The sequence below is a fragment of the Burkholderia sp. ABCPW 11 genome (assembly GCF_001523445.1).
Classification (GTDB): domain Bacteria; phylum Pseudomonadota; class Gammaproteobacteria; order Burkholderiales; family Burkholderiaceae; genus Burkholderia.
On sequence record NZ_LOVM01000002.1, the window covers coordinates 1 to 22263 of the forward strand.

General features: G+C 66.8%; 21 protein-coding genes and 1 pseudogene. 16 read left to right on the top strand and 6 right to left on the bottom strand.

The window, feature by feature from the left end; all coding sequences use genetic code 11:
• The 4 genes and pseudogenes from WS61_RS00775 to WS61_RS00790 all read left to right on the top strand — a co-directional run.
• A pseudogene (locus WS61_RS00775) lies at positions 1–213 on the top strand (acetyl-CoA C-acetyltransferase); the annotation flags it as partial.
• 148 nt (positions 214–361) lie between these two features.
• Complete coding sequence (locus WS61_RS00780) at positions 362–1102, top strand: 3-ketoacyl-ACP reductase (protein WP_034207422.1); 741 nt, start codon at positions 362–364, stop codon at positions 1100–1102.
• A gap of 118 nt (positions 1103–1220) precedes the next feature.
• Positions 1221–1787, top strand: coding sequence for a polyhydroxyalkanoate synthesis repressor PhaR (phaR, locus tag WS61_RS00785; RefSeq protein WP_006485265.1), 567 nt, complete (start codon positions 1221–1223; stop codon positions 1785–1787).
• Between the two features lie 244 nt (positions 1788–2031).
• On the top strand, positions 2032–3042 hold the full coding sequence (locus WS61_RS00790; RefSeq protein ID WP_257126073.1) for a lysozyme inhibitor LprI family protein: 1011 nt from the start codon (positions 2032–2034) through the stop codon (positions 3040–3042).
• Between the two features lie 122 nt (positions 3043–3164).
• Here the strand turns inward: WS61_RS00790 and WS61_RS00795 are convergent, their stop codons facing one another.
• Positions 3165–3419, bottom strand: a complete 255-nt coding sequence (locus tag WS61_RS00795) for a hypothetical protein (RefSeq protein ID WP_059498821.1) — start codon at positions 3417–3419, stop codon at positions 3165–3167.
• A gap of 302 nt (positions 3420–3721) precedes the next feature.
• Here WS61_RS00795 and rimO point away from each other — a divergent pair, with 302 nt between their 5' ends.
• The 4 genes from rimO to WS61_RS00815 all read left to right on the top strand — a co-directional run bounded on the left by rimO (position 3722) and on the right by WS61_RS00815 (position 7973).
• Positions 3722–5083 carry a 30S ribosomal protein S12 methylthiotransferase RimO gene (gene rimO / locus WS61_RS00800; RefSeq protein ID WP_059498822.1) on the top strand — a complete coding sequence of 454 codons (1362 nt, stop codon included), beginning with the start codon at positions 3722–3724 and terminating at the stop codon, positions 5081–5083.
• A gap of 3 nt (positions 5084–5086) precedes the next feature.
• The gene (locus WS61_RS00805; protein ID WP_059498823.1) at positions 5087–6013 is read left to right on the top strand and encodes a sugar kinase; all 927 of its coding nucleotides are present in this window, start codon (positions 5087–5089) and stop codon (positions 6011–6013) included.
• A 122-nt stretch (positions 6014–6135) separates the two neighbouring features.
• Positions 6136–6678, top strand: coding sequence for a hypothetical protein (locus WS61_RS00810; protein ID WP_059498824.1), 543 nt, complete (start codon positions 6136–6138; stop codon positions 6676–6678).
• A gap of 113 nt (positions 6679–6791) precedes the next feature.
• Positions 6792–7973: a cystathionine beta-lyase gene (locus WS61_RS00815; protein ID WP_059498825.1), complete on the top strand. Its 1182-nt coding sequence runs from the start codon at positions 6792–6794 to the stop codon at positions 7971–7973.
• A gap of 87 nt (positions 7974–8060) precedes the next feature.
• Here WS61_RS00815 and serB read toward each other — a convergent pair whose 3' ends face one another.
• Positions 8061–8906: a phosphoserine phosphatase SerB gene (gene serB / locus WS61_RS00820; RefSeq protein WP_059498826.1), complete on the bottom strand. Its 846-nt coding sequence runs from the start codon at positions 8904–8906 to the stop codon at positions 8061–8063.
• Positions 8907–9106: 200 nt separating this feature from the next.
• The gene (locus WS61_RS00825) at positions 9107–10048 is read right to left on the bottom strand and encodes a LysR family transcriptional regulator (RefSeq protein WP_059498827.1); all 942 of its coding nucleotides are present in this window, start codon (positions 10046–10048) and stop codon (positions 9107–9109) included.
• A gap of 124 nt (positions 10049–10172) precedes the next feature.
• On the opposite strand from WS61_RS00825, the gene WS61_RS00830 reads away from it, so the two are divergent.
• Together WS61_RS00830 and WS61_RS00835 are read left to right on the top strand one after the other, a co-directional pair.
• Positions 10173–11189, top strand: a complete 1017-nt coding sequence (locus WS61_RS00830) for a zinc-binding alcohol dehydrogenase family protein (protein ID WP_059498828.1) — start codon at positions 10173–10175, stop codon at positions 11187–11189.
• 159 nt (positions 11190–11348) lie between these two features.
• Complete coding sequence (locus tag WS61_RS00835; RefSeq protein WP_059499079.1) at positions 11349–11900, top strand: DUF6013 family protein; 552 nt, start codon at positions 11349–11351, stop codon at positions 11898–11900.
• 256 nt (positions 11901–12156) lie between these two features.
• Here the strand turns inward: WS61_RS00835 and fetB are convergent, their stop codons facing one another.
• Together fetB and WS61_RS00845 are read right to left on the bottom strand one after the other, a co-directional pair.
• On the bottom strand, positions 12157–12960 hold the full coding sequence (gene fetB, locus WS61_RS00840) for an iron export ABC transporter permease subunit FetB (protein WP_027784553.1): 804 nt from the start codon (positions 12958–12960) through the stop codon (positions 12157–12159).
• Positions 12957–13658: an ATP-binding cassette domain-containing protein gene (locus tag WS61_RS00845; protein WP_059498829.1), complete on the bottom strand. Its 702-nt coding sequence runs from the start codon at positions 13656–13658 to the stop codon at positions 12957–12959. The genes fetB and WS61_RS00845 overlap by 4 nt, the downstream gene beginning before the upstream one ends.
• A gap of 152 nt (positions 13659–13810) precedes the next feature.
• Between WS61_RS00845 and WS61_RS00850 the strand changes: the two genes are divergently transcribed.
• Complete coding sequence (locus tag WS61_RS00850) at positions 13811–16108, top strand: AsmA family protein (RefSeq protein ID WP_059498830.1); 2298 nt, start codon at positions 13811–13813, stop codon at positions 16106–16108.
• Between the two features lie 6 nt (positions 16109–16114).
• Here WS61_RS00850 and WS61_RS00855 read toward each other — a convergent pair whose 3' ends face one another.
• On the bottom strand, positions 16115–16567 hold the full coding sequence (locus WS61_RS00855) for a lipocalin-like domain-containing protein (RefSeq protein ID WP_059498831.1): 453 nt from the start codon (positions 16565–16567) through the stop codon (positions 16115–16117).
• Positions 16568–16737: 170 nt separating this feature from the next.
• Here WS61_RS00855 and WS61_RS00860 point away from each other — a divergent pair, with 170 nt between their 5' ends.
• From WS61_RS00860 to WS61_RS00880, 5 genes are all read left to right on the top strand, one after another.
• Positions 16738–18330: an ABC-F family ATPase gene (locus WS61_RS00860; RefSeq protein WP_059498832.1), complete on the top strand. Its 1593-nt coding sequence runs from the start codon at positions 16738–16740 to the stop codon at positions 18328–18330.
• 234 nt (positions 18331–18564) lie between these two features.
• Entirely contained in the window at positions 18565–19314 is a 750-nt protein-coding gene (locus tag WS61_RS00865; protein WP_059498833.1) for an FkbM family methyltransferase, read from the top strand.
• A complete protein-coding gene (locus WS61_RS00870; protein WP_059498834.1) occupies positions 19315–20313 on the top strand; it encodes a phosphotransferase enzyme family protein in 999 nt (332 codons plus the stop codon). It abuts the gene before it with no gap.
• A 1-nt stretch (position 20314) separates the two neighbouring features.
• A complete protein-coding gene (locus WS61_RS00875) occupies positions 20315–21193 on the top strand; it encodes a 4Fe-4S cluster-binding domain-containing protein (RefSeq protein WP_059498835.1) in 879 nt (292 codons plus the stop codon).
• The gene (locus WS61_RS00880) at positions 21190–22257 is read left to right on the top strand and encodes an asparagine synthase-related protein (protein WP_059498836.1); all 1068 of its coding nucleotides are present in this window, start codon (positions 21190–21192) and stop codon (positions 22255–22257) included. The genes WS61_RS00875 and WS61_RS00880 overlap by 4 nt, the downstream gene beginning before the upstream one ends.
• Positions 22258–22263: the final 6 nt, after the last annotated feature.

Below are 22263 nucleotides of genomic sequence, written 5' to 3' on the forward strand. Positions count from 1 at the left end.
GCGCTGGCGGTGCACAAGCAGATGGGCTGGGACACGTCGAAGGTGAACGTGAACGGCGGGGCGATCGCGATCGGTCATCCGATCGGCGCGTCGGGCTGCCGGATCCTGGTGACGCTGCTGCACGAGATGGTCAAGCGCGATGCGAAGCGCGGGCTGGCGTCGCTGTGCATCGGCGGCGGGATGGGCGTCGCGCTCGCGGTCGAGCGTCCGTGATCGGCCAACCGTGATCGGCGGTTCGTAACCGGCCGTTCGCCACAGGCGAACCGGATCCGTGCGCCGGCCGATTGCAGCTTCGGCCGGCGTCACGTGAAGTCAGAGGGGGCCTTCGGCAGCTCTCGAAACCAAAAATGGAGTGAGATTTATGTCTCAGCGAATTGCGTACGTAACGGGCGGGATGGGCGGCATCGGCACCAGCATCTGCCAGCGCCTGTCGAAAGACGGCTTCAAGGTGGTCGCAGGGTGTGGCCCGAACTCGCCGCGCCGGGTGAAATGGCTCGAGGACCAGAAGGCGCTCGGGTACGACTTCATCGCGTCGGAAGGCAACGTCGGCGACTGGGACTCGACCAAGGAAGCGTTCGACAAGGTCAAGGCGGAAGTCGGCGAGATCGACGTGCTGGTCAACAACGCGGGCATCACGCGCGACGTCGTGTTCCGCAAGATGACGCATGAAGACTGGACCGCCGTGATCGACACCAACCTGACGAGCCTGTTCAACGTGACGAAGCAGGTGATCGACGGAATGGTCGAACGTGGCTGGGGCCGCATCATCAACATTTCGTCGGTGAACGGCCAGAAGGGGCAGTTCGGCCAGACCAACTATTCGACCGCGAAGGCCGGCATTCACGGCTTCACGATGGCGCTCGCGCAGGAAGTCGCGACGAAGGGCGTGACGGTCAATACCGTGTCGCCCGGCTACATCGGCACGGACATGGTGAAGGCGATCCGTCCGGACGTGCTCGAGAAGATCGTCGCGACGATTCCGGTGCGGCGTCTCGGCGCGCCGGAGGAAATCGGCTCGATCGTCGCGTGGCTCGCATCGAACGATTCGGGCTTCGCGACGGGCGCCGACTTCTCGCTGAACGGCGGCCTGCACATGGGCTGAGCGCCCGGGCTGCGCGGGCCGGATGCCGCGCAGCCGGGCGTTTTCCGAAGGCCCCCGCCTCCCGGACCCGGGAGGCGGGGATTCGTCACTTGCGCTACGCTGCACTCAAAGGCGTTACATGACTACTACAAAGAAGACGGCCGAACGGCTCATCAAGAAGTACCCGAACCGCCGGCTCTACGATACCGAGACAAGCACGTACATTACGCTCACCGACGTGAAGCAGCTCGTGCTCGAGCAGGAGGATTTCAAGGTCGTCGACGCGAAATCCAACGAAGACCTGACGCGCAGCATCCTCCTGCAGATCATCCTCGAGGAGGAGAGCGGTGGCGTGCCGATGTTCTCGTCGTCGATGCTGTCGCAGATCATCCGTTTCTACGGTCATGCGATGCAGGGCATGATGGGCACGTACCTGGAAAAGAACATCCAGGCATTCATCGACATCCAGAACAAGCTCGCGGATCAATCGAAGAACCTCTACGAAGGCAACGCGATGAATCCGGAAGTCTGGTCGCAGTTCATGAACATGCAGGCGCCGATGATGCAAGGGATGATGACGAGCTACATCGAGCAGTCGAAGAACATGTTCGTGCAGATGCAGGAGCAGATGCAGAACCAGGCGAAGTCGATGTTCAGCACGTTCCCGTTCAAGCAGCCCGGCGCATCGGAGCCCGAAAAGAAGTAACGGAATCGCGGCAGGCCGGCCGGGGCGGCGCGAGCCGTCGGGGCGTCGGCGCCGCGAAGCGGGCGGCCGGTCGCTATCGTGCATTCGGCCAGGACGAAGCGTGGCTGCCGCTTGCCGGAAAAGATGGCCGACGGTCGTCCGGGATCGTCGGCACCGAATGCCCGTGCCGGGCAGGCACGGACATCGTCGTCGTCCAGTCGATCGAGATCCCGTCCATACGAATGAAAGCCAGGTCGCACCGCGCGTGACGGTGCGCGTTCGTGCCCGCGCGGACGCTTGCCTGGCGTACCATAAGCGGCGCTGCACGGCGATGCGCGAAATGCGCTGGCGGTTCCCGCGCATGGTGAGAGGTCCGATGCCGCATCGATGCGGGCGGCCGAGAAAAACAAACCGACTGAGAGAGAGCATGCGAGGGATTCGAACGGCATCGACCGGCAGGCTGGCCGGTCTTGCTGCGATGTTTATGATGGGTGTCGGCCTGGCCGTGCCGGGCTTTGCGATGGATTGCGCGAAAGCCGTCCAGCCGATCGAGAAGCGCATTTGCGCGAGCCCCGCGCTGCGCGCGGCCGATGCGCGGATGAATGCGGCCTATGCGGGCGTGCTACAGGCCGCGCCGGACGCCGCCGTCCGCGACATGCTGGTGCGCAGCCAGCGCCGCTGGCTCGCCGCGCGCAACAAACGACTCGATACCGATTACGACGGCCATCGGCTGGCAGTCGACGAAGTGCGCAAGGCCTTCGATCGGCGCACCGCCGTGCTGGCCGACCGATCGGATGAAGGGCTGATCGCGCGCGCACTGGCCGAGCGGCAGTGGCTCGCGAAATACAGCGGCGGCCCGCTGGCCGGCTTCGATGCCAATTGCGATTTCATTCCCGACGATGCGAGCGGCGCGCATGTTTCTTATGCGTGTTTCGGCGCGATTCATGTGCAACATCATGCGCGGGTGTGCAGCCAAAGCGAGGACTGGGCGACCGGCGCGGTCTATCAGTACCGCCTGGTGAGCGCGGCCGACGACGGGAAGGTGCATCCGGTGGCGTTCTGCGAAGCGCAAGGCACGCATGCATGCGACAGCGGCAGCGCGCAGGCGGGATGGGTGCGGGCTGCGGCGTCCGGTGGCGAGAACCGTACGCCGGCGCCGGTGGCGGGCCTGCCGCAGCTCGACGCCGAATTGTGGCCGCTCGGAGAGGGCGGCGATGCCGCGTGGTTCGATCGGTGTCTGAAGGCGCCGGTGTTTCCGGATGCGGATGCGCACTGACGCGCGGCGTTTCGAGTTCGGGTACGACCTGCTATCCGAATCGACGGGCTGGGTGCTGCGGCGCCGGGGACTGGCGCCGCAGGGTCATCGGTGCGGGTGACCGCGACGCGTTCCGTCGTTGCTCAGTGTGCCGAACCGAAATCCTGATCGTCGTCCGACGGAGGAAGGTCGAGCACGAGCTTGACGGCACTGTAGTTCGCTTTAAGTGAAAACACGCGACCGATCACGAGAAATGTCTGGCGCGAGTTATCGAGTTCGACGAAATCGCCGGGTTGCGGCACGTGTGCGCCTTGGTCGTAGGAAAAGCTGGTGCTGGTCTGCTCGCCGATGGCTTCTGCGGCGTGCTCGGTGAATTCGATTGTGATGTGGGTGGTCATGCGAGGCCCGTTGGGTCGATTGGGGAGAGCGGATGCCGCATTTTCGCATAGCGGCTGCGCTAATTCGGGGCGATTCTTGTAGGATTGCGCGCGCGCCCCTGTCCGACGTGCCGCCGATGGTAAGCAGACGACCGGTCGGCCCGGAGTGAAAGGGACGCATCAAGCGCCCCGTCTTTGTCGGCTGTCCATCGAGCTGCATGCTCGAACTGCCGATCGACGTTGCCCGCTGGTCGCTCATTTTGGCTCGCCGCCCCTAAATCGCTGTAAACTCACGCTTTTGCTGCCACGCCCCCACATTCCAGATGTCCCAATCCCCCAAAGTAGGGTTCGTATCCCTCGGGTGCCCGAAAGCGCTCGTCGATTCCGAACAGATCATCACGCAACTGCGCGCCGAAGGTTATGAAATCTCCGGCACCTACGACGGCGCCGACCTCGTCGTCGTGAACACCTGCGGCTTCATCGACGAAGCGGTGCAGGAAAGCCTCGACGCGATCGGCGAAGCGCTGACCGAGAACGGCAAGGTGATCGTCACCGGCTGCCTCGGCGCGAAGTCGAGTGCCAGCGGCTCGAACCTGATCGAGGAAGTCCACCCGAAGGTGCTCGCCGTCACCGGCCCGCACGCGGTGGGCGAAGTGATGCAGGCCGTGCATTCGCACCTGCCGAAGCCGCACGACCCGTTCGTCGACCTCGTGCCCGCGGCCGGCATCAAGCTCACGCCGCGTCACTACGCATACCTGAAGATCTCCGAAGGCTGCAACCACCGTTGCACGTTCTGCATCATCCCGTCGATGCGCGGCGACCTCGTGTCGCGCCCGGTCGCCGAAGTGATGCTGGAAGCCGAGAACCTGTTCAAGTCGGGCGTGAAGGAACTGCTCGTGATCTCGCAGGACACGAGCGCTTACGGCGTCGACGTGAAGTACCGCACGGGCTTCTGGAACGGCAAGCCGATCAAGACGCGCATGACCGACCTGGTCGCCGCGCTCGGCGAACTCGCCGCGCAGTACGGCGCGTGGGTGCGGCTGCACTACGTGTATCCGTATCCGAGCGTCGACGAAGTGATTCCGCTGATGGCCGAAGGTCCGTTCAAGGGCCACGTGCTGCCGTATCTCGACGTGCCGTTCCAGCACGCGCACCCGGAAGTGCTGAAGCGCATGAAGCGTCCGGCGAACGCCGAGAAGGTGCTCGAGCGCGTGCAGAAGTGGCGCGAGATCTGCCCGGACCTGACGATCCGCAGCACGTTCATCGCGGGCTTCCCCGGCGAGACGGAAGCGCAGTTCGAGACGCTGCTCGACTTCGTCCGCGAAGCGGAGCTCGATCGCGTCGGCTGTTTCGCGTATTCGCCGGTCGAAGGCGCGACCGCGAACGACCTGGACGGCGCGTTGCCGGACGAGGTCCGCGAGGAACGTCGCGCGCGCTTCATGGAAGTGGCCGAGGAAGTGTCGGCGAACCGCATGCGGCGCAAGGTCGGCAAGACGCTCAAGGTGCTGATCGACGAAGTCGGCGAAGAAGGCGGCATCGGCCGTACGGCAGCCGATGCGCCGGAGATCGACGGTGTCGTCTATGTCGAGCCGGCGGCGAAGGCATCGAAGCGCTACAAGGTCGGCGATTTCGTGTCCGTGAAGATCACGGGCGCCGACGGCCACGATCTGTGGGGCGAGGTGTAAGCGATGGCCGCTGCATTTCCGGAGATCCTCGCGCTCGGCGAGGCGATGATCGAATTCAACCAGTCGCAGCCGGGGCGCCCTGAATTCCTGCAGGGCTTCGGCGGCGACACGTCGAACTTCTGCATCGCAGCGGCGCGCCAGGGCGCGTCGACGGGCTTCGTGTCGGCGATCGGCGATGATCCGTTCGGCCGCCTGCTGGCCGACATGTGGGCGGCGGAGCAGGTCGACACGACGTACGTACGCATCGACCGCACGGCGCCGACCGGCGTGTATTTCGTCACGCACGGCATCGATGGCCACCAGTTCGACTATCTGCGTGCGGGCTCGGCTGCGAGCCGCTATGCGGTGGGCGACCTGCCGCTCGACGCGCTCGCGGCCGCGAAGGCCGTGCACTTGTCGGGCATCAGTCTTGCGATCGGCACGGCCCCGTGCGACGCGGCATTCGCGGCGATCGACCACGCGCGTCGCCACGGCGCGAAGGTCAGCTTCGACACGAACCTGCGCCTGAAGCTGTGGCCGCTGCCGCGTGCCCGCGCGGTGATGCGCGAGGCGCTGCGCCAGACGGACATCTGTCTGCCGAGCTGGGACGACGTCACGGCGCTCACGGGCGCGAACGATCGCGACGCGATCGTCGACGCGATGCTCGAGCACGGGCCGCAGGTCGTCGCGCTGAAGCTCGGCAAGGAAGGCGCATATGTCGCGACGCCGCATGAGCGGCGCGTCGTGCCGGGCTTCGCGGTCGATGCCGTCGACGCGACCGGCGCCGGTGACTGTTTCGGCGGCGCGTTCGTCGCGCGGATCGTCGCCGGCGACGATCCGTTCGCGGCCGCGCGTTATGCGAACGCGGCGGCGGCGCTGTCGACGACCGGTTACGGCGCGGTCGCGCCGATTCCGCACCGCGCTGCGGTGGAAAGCCTGATGCAGGGCTGACGCGAAACGCGTACGCCGACGACGCAGTCGCAGCGCAGGCTTGCGCGGCGACGCAAGAGCCGGGTTGCGACCTGGCACGGTCCGCGATGGTCGGGCGAATCTGAAGCAAGGAGCAACACAAGGTGGGTCGATATTCGGAATGGCAACGGGCGCTCGTCGTCGCGGGTGCGCTGTTAGCGGGCATCGCGATGCCGGCGGCGGTCGAGGCGCAGGGGGTTGCACCCGGCGTGCAGCAGGATGAACCGGCGCCGGCGCGGCCGCTGAAGCCGAATCCCGAGTTCGCCCGCCTGCCGCGCTACGAAGGCACGCTCGGCGACCGGCCGATCGTCGTGCATCTCGGCCCCAAGACGGACGAGGAAGGCGTGCACGGCGAATACCAGTTCGCCGACACGGGCGAGGTCGTGCTGCTCGCGGGCGACCGCGACGGCGATACGCTCGAGATCGAGGAGTCGAACGACGGCACGAACATCACCGGCGTGTGGATCGGCCGTTTCGACGCGACGGGCGACCTGAAGGCCGACCGGATGAATTCGGACGAATCGGATCCGCAACCGGTCGTGCTGCGTCTGGCGCCGGGCAAACGCGCGGCGCTGCAGGTGCGCGACGGCCGCGTGCACGAAATCGAGACGGTGGGCGGCATCGTCAATCTGCGCACCGACGACTGAGCGCACGCTGGCTTGGTGTGCGCGGCGCGCACTGTACCGGGCCAAGCGCGCCGATTTTGGCTACTCTAGCGACATATTCCGCAACCGAACGGCCTCGTGCCCGGCCTCCAGTCATGACCGCATCCACTCCCAAGCGCGCGCTGCAAACCCGCATCGTTCAACCCGACGACGTCATTCCGGAAGGCTTTCGTTCGTTCGTGCCGCCGGTCGCGCGCGCGTCGACGGTCGTGTTCCCCGATCTCGCGACGATGCGCGCGCTGGTCTGGCACGACGACAACCAGTGGCGCTACGGGCTGCACGCGACGCCGACGTCGCTCGCGCTCGCGCAGCGGCTCGCCGAGATCGAGGGCGGCACGCACGCGCTGCTGCAGCCGTCGGGCCTCGCGGCGATCATGAACGTCTATTTCGGGATCGTGAAAGCGGGCGACGACGTGCTGATTCCGCACAACGTGTACGGCCCGAACGCCGATTTCGGCAAGTGGCTGGCGCACGATTTCGGCATCACCGCGCGTTTTTACGACCCGTTGATCGGCGCCGGCATCGCCGAGCTGATCCAGCCGAACACGCGGCTGATCTGGATCGAGGCGCCGGGCTCGGTGACGATGGAAGTGCCCGACGTGCAGGCGATCACGGCGGCCGCGAAGGCGCGCGGCATCGTCACCGCGATCGACAACACCTTTTCGGCGGGCCTCGCGTTCAAGCCGTTCGAGCACGGCGTCGACATTTCGGTGCAGGCGCTGACCAAGTACCAGTCGGGCGGCAGCGACGTGCTGATGGGCGCGACGATCACCGCGAACGCGGAGCTGCACGCGAAGCTGAAGCTCGCGCGGATGCGCTGCGGGATCGGCGTGTCGGTCGACGATTGCTCGCTCGTGCTGCGCAGCCTGCCGAGCATGCAGGTGCGCTTCGACGCGCACGGCAAGAGCGCGCTCGCGCTCGCGCAATGGCTGAAGGCGCGGCCGGAGATTGCGGCGGTGCTGCATCCGCAGATCGCCGACTGCCCGGGGCACGCGTCGTTCATGCGCGATTTCACCGGCGCGGGCGGGCTGTTCTCGGTGGTGTTCGACGCACGCTACAGCGCGGAGCAGGTCGACCGTTTCGTCGAGTCGCTCGAGCTGTTCGCGATCGGCTGGAGCTGGGGCGGCGCGTGCAGCCTCGCGATGCCTTACGACGTCGCGTCGATGCGTCCGGACTGGCCGCATCGCGGCACGCTGGTGCGTTTCTACGTCGGTCTGGAAGACGAAACCGATTTGCGTGCGGACATCGAGCGCGCGATGCAGGCCGCACTCGGCTGATCGCCGGCCGGCAACGTCCGGCGCAAAAACGAAACGCCGGCGCGATGCCTTGTCGCGCCGGCGTTTCTCATTGACGGTGCGGCCGGATCAGAACAGTCGCAGCAGCCCGTCGAGGCCGACATGGTCGAACGCGACCGTCGCCGCATCGCGCACGACGGGCTTCGCGTGGAACGCGACCGACAGCCCGGCTTCGGCCATCATCTTCAGATCGTTCGAGCCGTCGCCCATCGCGATCGCGCGGCGCGGCTCGAGGCCGAGCGACGCGCACGTCTCGCGCAGCAGGCGCGCCTTCACGTCGGCGTTGACGATCTCGCCGAGCACCTTGCCGGTGAGCTTGCCGTCGACGATCTCGAGCGTGTTCGCATGCGCGTAGTCGATGCCGAGGCGCGCCTTCAGCCGCTCGGTGAAGAACGTGAAGCCGCCCGACACGAGCAGCGTCTTCATGCCGGCAGCCTTCACGCCGGCCAGCATCGTCTCGGCGCCCGGCGACAGTTGCAGCCGTTCTTCGTACACGCGCTCGAGCGCGTGCGCGTCGAGCCCGGCCAGCAGCGCGACGCGGCGCGTGAGGCTTTCGTTGAAATCGCGGATCTCGCCGCGCATCGACGCTTCGGTGATCTCCGCGACCTGCGTTTTCAGCCCGCAGAAATCGGCGATCTCGTCGATGCATTCGATCGTGATCAGCGTCGAATCCATGTCCATCACCGCGAGCCCGAAATCGCCGAGCGTGAGGCCGGCCTCGACGAACCCGAAGTCGAGCGCATGCGTGCCGCAGTACGCGTCGATGTCGAGGCGCTGCGCCGGGCTCGCGTTTTCGACGCGCAACGCGTGATCGTCGGTCTGCACGATGCGGGTGCCGCGCGACAGCGCGAGCAGCGGTTTGTGGTGGGCGTCCGACAGCGGCGCAAGACTCTGGATGACGAGATTGTGGGTCATGACGAGTGGTTGGAAGACGAATGAATGACGTGCGCGGCCCGCGGGCGGCCGCCTGCGAACGCGGCCCCGTGCGGCTGCAGGCCGTTGCGTCGCGAACGCGCCATTGTAGCCGGTTGGCCGGGACGGGCGATCGCGGCAGGGACGAATCCTGAGGCCGGACTCGAACCGGCACGCCCGCAGCGCGAACCGGACGCCGCCGACTATCGTCCGTTCGCGCGATCCCAGTACGGCGGATCGCCGAAATGCTCGGCCAGGAATGCGATGAACGCGAGCGTTTTCAGCGGCACGTGTGCGCGGCTCGGATAGACGGCCCAGATCGCGACGTCTTCCGCGAACGGGTAATCGTCGAGCACGGTGACGAGCACGCCGTTCGCGAGCAGCGGGCCGACGTCCCAGGTCGACTTGATCGCGATCCCGAAGCCGTCGACGAGCGCTTCGCGGATCGCTTCGCCGTTGCTCGCGGCGAGCCGGCCGCCGACCCGCACCGTGAGCGGACCTTGCGGCGTCGCGAACGACCAGTCGCGCTGGTCGCCGAGGATCACGCATTCGTGCTGCGTCAGGTCGGTCGGGTGGCGCGGCGTGCCGCGTTCGGCGAGATAGGCGGGCGAGCAGCACAGCACGCGGCGGTTGGCGGCGAGCTTGCGGGCGACGAGCGTCGAATCCTTCAGCGCGCCGAGGCGGACCGCGACGTCGTAGCCGTCGTCGACCAGATCGACGATCTCGTCGGACAGCCGCAGATCGAGCGACACGGACGGATAGCGGCGCAGGAACGCCGGAATCACCGGCGCGACGTGCTGGCGGCCGAACGACGACGACATCGACACCTTCAGCCGCCCGTACGGCTCGCTGCGGCCGCGGCCGACCGACGCACGCGCGGCATCGGCGGCCGCGAGCAGCGCGTCGGCGCGCGCCATGAAGACTTCGCCGTCCTGCGTGAGGCTGATGCGGCGCGTGGTGCGGTGCAGCAGCCGCGCACCGAGCTGGCGTTCGAGCTGCGCGATGCGTGCGCTCGCGACGGCGGCCGACACGCCGAATTCGCGCCCGGCCGCGCTGACGTTCGCGAGCAGTGCCGCGCGCACGAACAGCGCGACGTCGAGCAGGTCGAGCGGCTTGTCGGGCGCCGAAATGGGAGCAGACGTCATTATTCTGGAATTCCTGAAAATGTTTCAGGAAATATAGCGGTTTTCTCGAATGATCGGGTTGCCTACGATGGCACGCATGGAGGTTGCGCCGCAGCCTGCCGGATTTCCTGAAAGGAGTATCGAGATGAAAGCCGTTGGATTGACCCGTTATCTGCCGATCGACGACCCGCAAGCGCTGCTCGACGTCGAACTGCCGCAGCCCGTGCCGGGCCCGCGCGATCTGCTCGTGAAGGTCGAGGCGATTTCCGTGAACCCGGTCGACACCAAGGTGCGTGCGCCGAAGCCGCAGATCGAGGAGACGCCGCGCGTGCTCGGCTGGGATGCGGCCGGCACGGTCGTCGCGGTCGGCGCCGACGTCACGCTGTTCCGGCCCGGCGACGAAGTGTTCTACGCGGGCAGCATCACGCGGCCCGGCGCGAACAGCGAATTTCACGCGGTCGACGAGCGGATCGCCGCGCTGAAGCCGCGCACGCTCGACTTCGCGGCGGCGGCCGCGCTGCCGCTCACCGCACTGACCGCGTGGGAAGCGCTGTTCGACCGGTTGCGCGTGTCGCCGCAGGGCGCGGACGCGGGCAAGTCGGTGCTGATCATCGGCGGCGCGGGCGGTGTGGGCTCGATTGCGATCCAGCTCGCGAAGACGCTCGGCAAGCTGCACGTGATCGCGACCGCTTCGCGGCCGGCGTCGGCCGAATGGGTGCGCGCGCTGGGCGCGGACGCGGTGGTCGACCATTTCGGCGATCTGCCGGCACAATTGCGCGAGGTCGGCCATCCGAGCGTCGACTACGTGCTGATCTTCAACGACACCGACCATCATTTCCCGGCCGCCGCGGAAGTCATCCGGCCGCAGGGCGGCATTTGCACGATCGTCGAGAACGCGAAGCCGGTGCCGGTCGAATTGCTGAAGGCGAAGAGCGCCGCGTTTCACTGGGAATTCATGTTCACGCGTGCGATGTTCGAGACGCCGGACATGATCGAGCAGCACAAGATCCTGAGCGAGGTGGCGCGGCTCGTCGACGGCGGCACGCTGCGCACGACGCTCGGCGAACAGCTCGGCACGATCAATGCCGAGAACGTGCGGCGCGCGCACCGGATGCTCGAGGGCGGGCGCGCGATCGGCAAGCTCGTATTGAGCGGGTTCTGAGCCGGCGGGACGCGTAAGGTTGCGGCGCCGCGAACGCAAGCGGGGTAACACCCGATGCGTTTGCGGCGCATTGCATCCCGCTTGGCGGTAGACTGGCAGCGCATCATGCATCGAAAACCGCGCGGCACGCGCGTGCCGCCGCATTACAAGGAGGTCAGCATGAGCCAACGCAGCTTGTCGGTTGCCGCATCGTGGTCGGTCGTGTTCGCGGCGGCGTGCGTCAGCGCGAGCGTATTCGCGGCGCCGCCGGTCAAGGGCAGCCTGAAGGGCGGCGGTACGGGACAGCTCGAATACACCGTCAAGGTCGACTCGAAGACCTTCGGCAATACGCAGGAGACCCGCAAGATCCGCTCGGGCGAGACGGACGATTTCAACTGGAAGTCGGTGCCGCCGAGCGGTGCCGTTGCGATGCCGGACGGCTGCCCGAACGCCGACAACCTGCCGCGCGACGCGAACGGCGCGATGGTGCGGCAGACCCAGGTGCGGCTCGCGCCGTCGGTCGACGCAAAGGGTGTCGCCAACGTGCAGTTGAGCTTCCAGGCGGCCGCGCCGAAGGGCACGCGCAGCGTGACGGCCGGCGGCAAGTCGCTGCAGTGCCCGGACGTCGCGTCGGTGAGCCAGGTGAAGTGGGTGTCGATTCCGACCAATGGCGGGTCGAAGTCCGTGACGATGAGCGACGGCACCAAGGTGACGGTGTCGATCAAGCATTGAGCGGCGCGCGCGGGCCGGCGTTTCGTCCGGTGCGCGCGCAACCGGTTCGACGGGCGGAACGAGCAGGGCGGCACGCGAGCAGCTCCGCCGTGCCGCCGTTGCAATGTATCCGCTGCCGGCTCCGAGGCGCGGCGCCGCGACCGTGCAACGGCGACGCGTGGCGTCATGCGGATGTCACGTCATGCTCGCGCGCATCCTGTCCGTCCGGTCATGACATCCCGGTGAAAACTTCGCATGCGCGCGCTGCCGCCGCGCGTCAGTGCGTGCGCTCTTCGAGCCGCGACGCGAGAAAGCGGTGATCGGCCGAGAACAGCCGGCGATAGGTCATCAGCACCGCGCCGACGGTGCCGAGCGCGGACGCCGCGGCGATCAGGAACATGATCACGATCTGGTAGCGCACGGCCTGCAGCGGCGATTGGCCGGCCAGCACCTGGCCCGTCATCATGCCCGGCAGGCTCACGACGCCGACTACCGCCATCTGGTTCAGCGTCGGCAGCATGCCCGCGCGCACGGCCTGGCGGGCGGCGTCCTGCGCGGCTTCCCAGCGCGTCGCGCCCAGCGCGAGCGCGGTTTCGACACGATCGCGGCGCGCGGTGAGTTCCTCCATCATCCGCTCGACGCCGAGCGAGACGCCCGTCAGCGTATTGCCGAGAATCATCCCGAGGATCGGGATCGCGTATTGCGGCGCGAACCACGGATGGATGCGGATCACGACGAACAGGCCGACCGCCGCGACGAACCAGCTGCTGAACCAGATCGACGCGATGCTGTCGATGCGTTGGCCGCGGTACGTGCGCTTGCCGCGCCCCGCGCCGGCGAAACCGGCGATCAGCGTCATCAGCGCGGTGAGCGGCAGCACGACGTACCAGTGCGGATGGCCGAACACCCAGCCGAGCACGTAGCCGATCGCGAGCAACTGCACGACGGTGCGCACCGCCGCGAGCGCGAGCTTGCGGCCGAGGCCGAGCGACAGCGCCGCCGAGATCGCGCCGTTGACGGCGACGAGCGCGGCGGCGATGCCGACGTCCACCAGACTCAGGTCCTGAAGGGCGGGGCTCATCGCGCGATCTCCGTCGGGTTGGCCGCGTGCAATACGCCGGCCTGCATCACGAGCCGTGTCGTGCCGATCCGCGCGGCTTGGGCCGGATCGTGCGAGATCCACATGTATGCGCGTGCGTCGGGCGCCGCGTCGAACCACGCGCCGACGAGCGCTTCGATCGCGCGTGCCGATTCGGGATCGAGCGCGGAGGTCGGCTCGTCGAGCAGCAGCACGTCGGGATCGAGCTGCAGCACGCGCAACAGCGCGGCGATCTGCGCCTCGCCGCCGGACAGGTCGCTCGCGCGTTTGTCGAGAAAGCCGGCGCCGCGGCCGGCCTGCGCGGCGAGCGCTTCGGCGCGCGCGCGATCGAACGCGACGTCGCGATAGATCGCGAGCGAGTACGGGTAGCGCAACTGCGACTCGACGGTGCCGTCCATTTGCGCGGGGCGCTGGCGGACATAGGCGACGCTGCGCCGGTAGCGCGGAATCGCGCTGCGCCGGATCCGGCGGCCACGCCACAGGAGGTGGCCGCCGTCGAGCGGATCGAGTAGCGCGAGGGCGCGCAGCAACACGCTCTTGCCCGATCCGGAGGGTCCGGTGACAGCAATTCGCGATCCCGCGGCGAGGCTGAGATCGGTGGGGGCGAGCAGCGTCTTGCCGCTGCTGGCGTCGCGCCGCGTGATGTGCTGCGCGTCGATGAGGCCGGTGGGGGAGGTCATGTCACAAATGAAAAAAAGCGTTAATGGCGCCGAAAGGCCGCCATGTCGTGCGTCATAATACCGATCGAAAAGCCGCAGCTGTCGTGCGCCGTTCGTCCACGCAAGCGGCCCGGCATGGTGTGGCAACACTTCAGAACAACAACGGAACCGCCATGACGCTAACCCGAGCCATCGGCAAATCGGCTGCATGGGTCGTCGGTATCGTCGCGGTGCTCATCGCGGCGGCCGGCGTCTTTCTTTTCACGTTCGACTGGAACCGCGCGAAACCGTGGGTCAACGAACAGGTGAGTGCCGCACTCGGCCGCCCGTTCGCGATCAACGGCGATCTCAAGGTCGGCTGGCGTCGCCCCGATGGCGAAACCGGCTGGCGCGCATGGGTGCCCTGGCCGAGCTTCTCCGCCACGCAACTCGAGATCGGCAATCCCGACTGGGCGAAGGCGCCCAAGTTCGTCACGCTCGATGCCGCGCACTTCGATCTCGCGATCCTGCCGCTGCTTGCGCATGAAATCGTCATCCCGTCGATCGACGTCGTGAATCCCGCCGTCGATCTCGAGCGGCGCGCGGACGGCAGCAATACGTGGACCTTCCAGTTCAAGCAGTCGTCGCAGCCTTCGCGGTGGAAGGTGCGGCTCGACAGCTTCGGGTTCGCGAAGGGCACCGTCACGTATCGCGACGCGATCACGAAGGCCGATCTGACCGTCGCGATCGATACGCTCGGTCAGCCGATCCCGCTCGGCGACGTGCTGAAGGAACAGGAACAGACGTCGCGCGCGGCGTCGGCGCAGCGCGTGGGCAAGCATGGCGCGGCGCAACTGGGCGCGAAGGCCGATGCGCAAGCCGCGTCGGGGGCGAGCGCGGCCGCGGCCTCGGGCGCGTCGGCCGCGCGTGTCGTTGTGTCGGCCGCTTCCGGTTCGTCGGGGTTGCCCGCTGCGTCCGCGCCTGCCACGCCTTCCGCTTCGGCGGCCGCTGCCGCGTCCGGCGCCAGCGGCGCGACGGCACCCGCGAAGCCGTCCGGCCCGACCTATGCCTTCGGGCTGAAGGTCGACGGCCGTTACAAGAACGTGCCGATCAGCGGCACCGGCAAGGTCGGCGGCGTGCTCGCGATCCAGGATGCGTCGCGGCCGTTCCCGCTGCAGGCCGACGTGAAGGCCGGCGATACGCGGCTCGCGATCGTCGGCACACTGACCGATCCGATGCATCTCGCGGCGCTCGACCTGCGGCTGTGGCTGCAGGGCACGTCGATGTCGCATCTTTATCAGCTCACCGGCATCACGCTGCCCGATACGCCGCCTTACGCAACCGAAGGGCGCTTGATCGGCAACTTCAAGCCGCATGCGAGCACCTTCCGCTACGAGAACTTCAACGGCCGCGTCGGCGGCAGCGACCTCGGCGGCACGCTCGTCTGGGCGCAGCGCGCGCCGCGGCCGAAGCTGTCGGGCGAACTCGTGTCGAACCTGCTGCAGTTCTCCGATCTCGCGCCCGTGATCGGTGCGGATACGGCCGCGAGCAAGGCGAAGCGCGGCGACACGACGCGCCAGCCGCCCGATCGCGTGCTGCCGGTGGAGACGTTCCGCACCGAACGCTGGAGCGCGATCGATGCGGACGTGAAGTTCACCGGCCGCAAGCTGATCAAGAGCCCGCAGTTGCCGATCACCAACCTGTACACGCACATCCTGATGCAGGACGGCGTGCTGTCGTTCGAGCCGCTGCAGTTCGGCGTCGCGGGCGGCACACTCGCGACGAACGCGCATCTCGACGGCAGTCGCACGCCGCTCAAGGGCCGCTTCAAGCTGGTCGCACGGCATCTGAAGCTCAAGCAGCTGTTCCCGACGCAGAAGGTGATGCAGACGGCGTTCGGCGAAATCAACGGCGACGCGTCGCTGTCGGCAACCGGCAATTCGCCGGCCGCGCTCGCGGCGACGTCGACCGGCGAAGTGAAGGCGCTGATCACCAACGGCCGCATCAGCCGCTTGCTGATGGAGGCGGCGGGGTTGAACGTCGCGAACGTCGTCTACGAGAAGCTGTTCGGCAACCGCGACGTCAACATCAATTGCGCGGCGATCGATTTCGTGGCGACCGACGGCATGCTCGACCCGAAGGTCTTCGCGCTCGATACCGACGATGCGCTGATCAACGTCGACGGCCCGATCAACCTGCGCGACGAATCGCTCGACCTGAAGGTCCATCCGCACACGAAGGGCTTCCGGATCTTCTCGCTGCGCTCGCCGTTGTATGCGAAGGGCACGTTCAAGAACCCGAAGGTCGGCGTCGATGCGGGCGCGCTCGCGCTGCGCGCCGGCGCGATGGTCGGGCTCGGGCTGATCAACCCGTTCGCGGCGCTGATTCCGCTGATCGCGCCGAGCAACAACCGCGACGTGCCGTGCTCGGAACTGTTCGGGCAGATGAAGGCGCAGGCGGCGCAGAAGGCGGCCAGCAAGGCCGGCAAGTGACGCGCGTCAGCGGCCCGCGCGCGCCCACAGCAACACGGCGTCGACCTCGCGGCCGTCGATCCGCACCGGCGCGACGGTGCCGAGCTGCAGACGATCGCCGTCGAGCATGACGGCCCGCTGCTGGACGTCGCCGATCCAGTTCGGGAACAGGCTGACGTCCATTGCGTGGGTCAGCGTGCCGTCGTCGGCGACCTGAAAGGGGCCGGAGTAGGCGATATAGCCGCGCGCGGCGGCCGCGCATTCGTCGTCGGTGCCGCCCTGAAGATCGCCGTTTGTGTAGCGCGGCCGGCCGGCGGCCATGAGCTGGGCCGACATGTAGCCGTCCGGCGTATAGAGGATCCAGCCGCGCACGTCGCGGCCGAGCGGATAGGCGGACGGGCTGCCGTCGCACGGGCGGATTTCGTAGGACACGAGGCGCCATGCGCCTACGAGTCGTTCGCGAAGCTGGCTGGCGAGCATGCGGGATTCCGGTGAGACGGCGGTGAGGCGCGTGCCGTCGTGTGGATGGGCCGCCGGGCGGCGAGGCGGAGGGCCTGGAAAGGGCCGCCGGGGCGGTGCGGTCGGCAGTTTCGCCGACACCTGCTAAAATACACGGTTTTCCGTCGATTTCTCTCTTAACGGGACCTGCCGTGCTTTCTACTGCCAACATCACGATGCAATTCGGGCCGAAGCCCTTGTTCGAGAATATCTCGGTCAAATTCGGCGAGGGCAACCGCTACGGTCTGATCGGCGCGAACGGCTGTGGCAAGTCGACCTTCATGAAGATCCTCGGCGGCGACCTCGAGCCGAGCGCCGGCAACGTCGCGCTGGAGCCGAACGTCCGCCTGGGCAAGCTGCGCCAGGACCAGTTCGCGTACGAAGACGTGCGCGTGCTCGACGTCGTGATGATGGGCCACACCGAGATGTGGGCCGCGATGACCGAGCGCGACGCGATCTACGCGAACCCGGAAGCGACCGACGACGACTACATGCACGCGGCCGAGCTCGAAGGCAAGTTCGCCGAATACGGCGGCTACGACGCCGAGGCGCGCGCGGGCGCGCTGCTGCTCGGCATCGGCATCGAGGAGAAGTTCCACAACGGCACGATGGCCGACGTCGCGCCGGGCTGGAAGCTGCGCGTGCTGCTCGCGCAGGCGCTGTTCTCGAAGCCGGACGTGCTGCTGCTCGACGAACCGACCAACAACCTCGACATCAACTCGATCCGTTGGCTCGAGCACACGCTCAACGAGTACAACTCGACGATGATCATCATCTCGCACGATCGTCACTTCCTGAACTCGGTGTGCACGCACATGGCCGACATGGACTACGGCACGCTGAAGGTCTGGCCGGGCAACTACGACGACTACATGCTCGCATCGGCGCAGGCGCGCGAGCGCCAGGCCGCGGCGAACGCACGTGCGAAGGAGCGCGTGGCCGAACTGCAGGATTTCGTGCGCCGCTTCTCGGCGAACAAGTCGAAGGCGCGGCAGGCCACCAGTCGCGCGAAGCAGATCGACAAGATCAAGATCGAGGAATTCAAGCCGTCGTCGCGGCAGAACCCGTTCATCCGCTTCGAGTTCGAGAAGAAGCTGCACAATGTCGCGGTGGTCGCCGAAGAGATCACGAAGAAGTACGAGCGCACGATCTTCCAGAACTTCAACCTGTCGGTGCAGCCGGGCGAGCGCATCGCGATCATCGGCGAGAACGGCGCGGGCAAGACGACGCTGCTGCGCTCGCTGCTCGGCGCGCTGCCGCTCGATCACGGCACGGTGAAGTGGTCCGAGAACGCGAACGTCGGCTACATGCCGCAGGACACGTACGAGGAATTTCCGGACGACATCACGCTGATGGACTGGATCGACCAGTACCGCAAGGACGGCGACGACGAAACGATGGTGCGCGGCACGCTGGGCCGTCTGCTGTTCTCGTCGGACGACATCAAGAAGTCGGTGAAGGTGCTGTCGGGCGGCGAGAAGGGCCGCATGATCTGGGGCAAGCTGATGCTCGGCCGCCACAACGTGCTGCTGATGGACGAGCCGACCAACCACATGGACATGGAATCGATCGAGTCGCTGCAGATCGCGCTCGAGCAGTTCGAAGGCACGCTGATTTTCGTGTCGCACGACCGCGAATTCGTGAGCGGGCTGGCGAACCGGATCATCGAAGTGCGTACGGACGGCACGCTGTTCGACTTCGGCGGGAATTACGAGGAGTTCCTGACGAGTCAGGGGCAGGAGTAAGTGTCCTGAGGTTTCGTCCGGCCGTGGGTCCAGGTCAGGAGTCGCTGCACCCGGCGAACCGCCAGAAGCGCGACAGGCCCGCATCGACAGCAATGTCGATGCGGGCTTTTTCATATCCGCTGCGGCAAAACCTGCCACGCCGCGCATTCCCGTTTCCTCTGTTCAATCGACTTCAGGTAAATTACCCACCCGACACCGCCCATCATTCCCCATTTCGCCCCGGAGCCGCTCTCGATGCAGGACCATCCTCTCCCGCTCGACCTGTCCGGCCTTGCGCCCAGCCTCTACGCGCAGGGCACCGAGGAGGGCATCCTGTCGCGTCTGATGGAGCGGATTGCGCCGACCAATCGCTTCTGCGTCGATATCGGCGCGAGCGACGGCCTGCGCAACAGCAACACCGCGCGGTTGCTGCGCGAGCAGGATTGGTCCGGCGTACTCGTGGAAGGCAGCGCATACCGGTTCGGCAAGCTTGCCGCGCACTACGCGGGCGTGGAGCGCGTTCGTCTGCATCACGATCGCGTGCAGCCCGACACGGTTGACCCACTGCTCGCCGATGCGAACGTACCGACCGACTTCGATCTGCTGTCGATCGACATCGACGGCAACGATTACTGGGTGTGGCGCGGCCTGCAATCGTTCCGGCCGCGCATCGTCGTGATCGAATACAACCCGTACTACACGCCGCCCGAGCGCTGGGTCATGTGCTTCAATCCCGACCACGAATGGGACGGTTCGACCTATTACGGCGCGAGCCTCGAATCGCTCGTTCGTCTCGGCAGGCAGAAGGGCTATGAACTCGTCTGCTGCGACGACATGGGCAACAACGCGTTCTTCGTGCGGCACGACCTGTATCCGCTGCTCGGCATCGAGAACAACGATCCGTCGGTGTTGTTCCGGCCGGCGATGTACAAGCTGCGCTACGTCGGACACAACACGTTTCTGACCGGTCATCCGTATCGGCACGGGCCGGCCGAGCACATCTGAATGGATTCGCTCGCCGTCACCTTCGACGAGATTCGCGATGCCTATGGGCTCGGTCGCGGCGGGGAGCCGACGCAGGTCAGCGAACGGGTATGGCACCTGCCGACCAGCGGCGGCGCGGGCGTGGCAGTCAAGCTTTATGCATGCGAACACCATGCGCGTGCGGTCAAGGAAGCCGCTGTCCTCGCACATCTGCAAGCGCATGGCGATGCGCGTTTCCATGTGCAGACGCTCGAGCGCACGACGTCCGGCGCATTGCTGTGGTCGGGGCAGCATTCGCACGCGATGCTGACGCGCTGGGAAGCCGGGCAATTCAAAACCTACGATACGTTCTCGCCAACCGAATGGGACGCACTCGGCGCGAGTCTGGCCGCGTTGCACCTGAGCCTCGAATCACTGCATCTGCCGTCGCGCGATACGATCCGCGCGCGGTTGACCTCGATCGATGCGGACGCGGTGCGCCGCAGTCTGCGGGATGCACTCGATCGAGCGAATGCGGGTGCCACCGCCGCCGCGAACCTGCGCTGCTATGTCGATCTCGCACTGCGCATGCTCGATCGCTACTATCCGGGCAGCATCGATGCGTTTCCGGCCGACGATCCGCAGCACCCGATCCACAACGACTACAACCAGTTCAACTATCTGTTCACCGGCAAGCTGCCGCCGCTGATCCTCGACTGGGAGGCGTCGATCGGCGCGCCTCGCGAATACGAGCTGGTGCGATGCCTGAATCATTTGCCGCTGGAAGCGCCGCACCTCGCGGAAGCGTTCGTGCGCGCCTACCGGCGCGTGCGGCCGCCGAACCTGGCACACATCGCATGGGCGGTCGATGCCGCTTGCCTGCAGCACGCGCTCAAGCTGTGGATCGTGCAAGGCTGGCTCGACGATCCGTCGCGCTTCGAGTCGCACCTGAACGGTGCGGTGACGATGGCGTCGGCGATGGTGGACGCGCGCGGCCATCTGGTCGATTTCTTTTCCCGTTGCGTGGAAGCAGGAAGCTGATGTGAGTGCGAATCCGAACAAGATCCCGAATCCGCCAAGAGCCGGCGAGCGACAGCACGTGTTTCCACCGCCGCTGGATCGCGATTACCGCGTCGAGGACGGGCGCGTCCAGACGCGCTCGCTGGAAGCGCATATCGTCGATCACTGCAACCTGACCTGCGCGGAATGCTGTTCGCTGTCGCCGCTTTTGCCCGAATGGTATGCACGCCCCGAATCGATCGAGGCCGATCTGCGCAAGGCCGCGAAGGTGCTGCGCCCGCGGATGTTCAAGCTGGTCGGCGGCGAACCGTTGCTGCATCCGGCGCTCGTTGAACTCGTCGAACGCGTGCGCGGCACCGGCATCGCGCCCGTGATCTCGGTCACGACGAACGGCCTGAAGCTCGGCGAGATGCCCGACGCATTCTGGCAAGCGGTGGATGCGCTGACGATCTCGCGCTATCCGAAGCCGGCGCTCTCCGCCGATCTGGTCGCGCACGTCGAGCATCAGGCCGCGCGCTTCGACGTGCGCCTGAACTGGAAGGTGCAGGATGTGTTCACGACGATGAACCGCGTCCAGCCCGGCACGGATCGCGACGAAGCTGGACGCCTTTATCGCGATTGCTGGATCCGCGAGCGCTGCCATATGATTCGCGACGGCATGTTCTACACGTGCACGCGTCCCGCGCATTTCCATACGCTGTACAAGGGCGAGAAGGATTTCCAGGCCGACGGCCTGCCGTTGCTCGACGATGCGGGCATGCTCGACGCGATGCTGGCCTATCTGCAACGCGAGACGCCGCTCGAAGCCTGCCTGCATTGTCAGGGCGGCAGCGCGCCGGTGGCGCCGCATCGCATCCTCAAACGCATTGAAGTGAACACCTTGAAGGCTCGTTATCCATGATCGTCGGCACGCGCGACCCGTTCGGTTTCGATCGTCTGCACTACCATCCGCGCAGCGGCGTGTCGGCGTCCGGCATCCGCGCCGTATTGCGGGCGTCGGGTCAACCGGCCGGCGCGCCGGACGCGGCCGCCATCGCGGGATACCTGAGCGGCGAGCGCCTCGTCGGCCGCACCGTGCTGCGCGACGTGCTCGCGGTGCCGCCTGGCCATGCACTGATCCGGTCGCTGCAAGGGCTGACGGTGCAGCCGGCGCCCGAGCGGCCGCAGCATGCCGATCTCGACACCGTGCTGCGCGCGTCGCTGCAGCGCGCGCTCGACAGCGGCAAGCGCGTCGCACTGGCGCTGAGCGGCGGGCTCGATTCGGCGCTGCTGCTCGCATTGCTGCGCGAACTCGGCGCGTTGGGGCACGTGACGGCCTACGTCCTCGCGACCGACATGCCCGATTACTGCGAACGCGATGCGGCGCTCGAACTGGCCGCGCTGATGCAGGCGAACGTGAAGGTCGTACGCGCGAACGAGGCCGATTTCGTCGCGGCGCTGCCGAGAACGACCCATGCGGTCGAGGAGCCGATGTTCAACCTGCATCCGGTCGCGAAGCTGCTGCTGGCCGATGCGATGGCGGCGGATGGCGTCGAGGTGGCGATTACCGGCGACGGCGCGGATCAGGTATTGCGCCGCGACCTGTCGGCCAACTATCTGCCGCTGTGCCACGCGTTGTTCGACGCCGCGTCGGTCGACCTGCATCCGCCGTTCGTCGACCCCGCCGTCGTCGCGCATTTGACGAGCGTCGCGCCCGATCCGAACAAGCAGTGCCTGCGCGATCTCGGTGCGCGCCTGAACCTGCCGGACCGTCTCGTGCATGGCCCCAAGCGCGGACGGCTCGCACCGGCAATGGATCTCGCGACGCTGCTCGATCGCGACCGCACGCACGCGTTGGCCGACACGCTCGGCCTGGCCGTGCCCGCTTTGCAGACGGATACCGAGCGCGTGTTGTGGACGACGCTGACACTGATTCTCGATCATCTCGATCGCCTTCATCCCGATGCTGCGCATCGCCCGACCTGAGCCGCT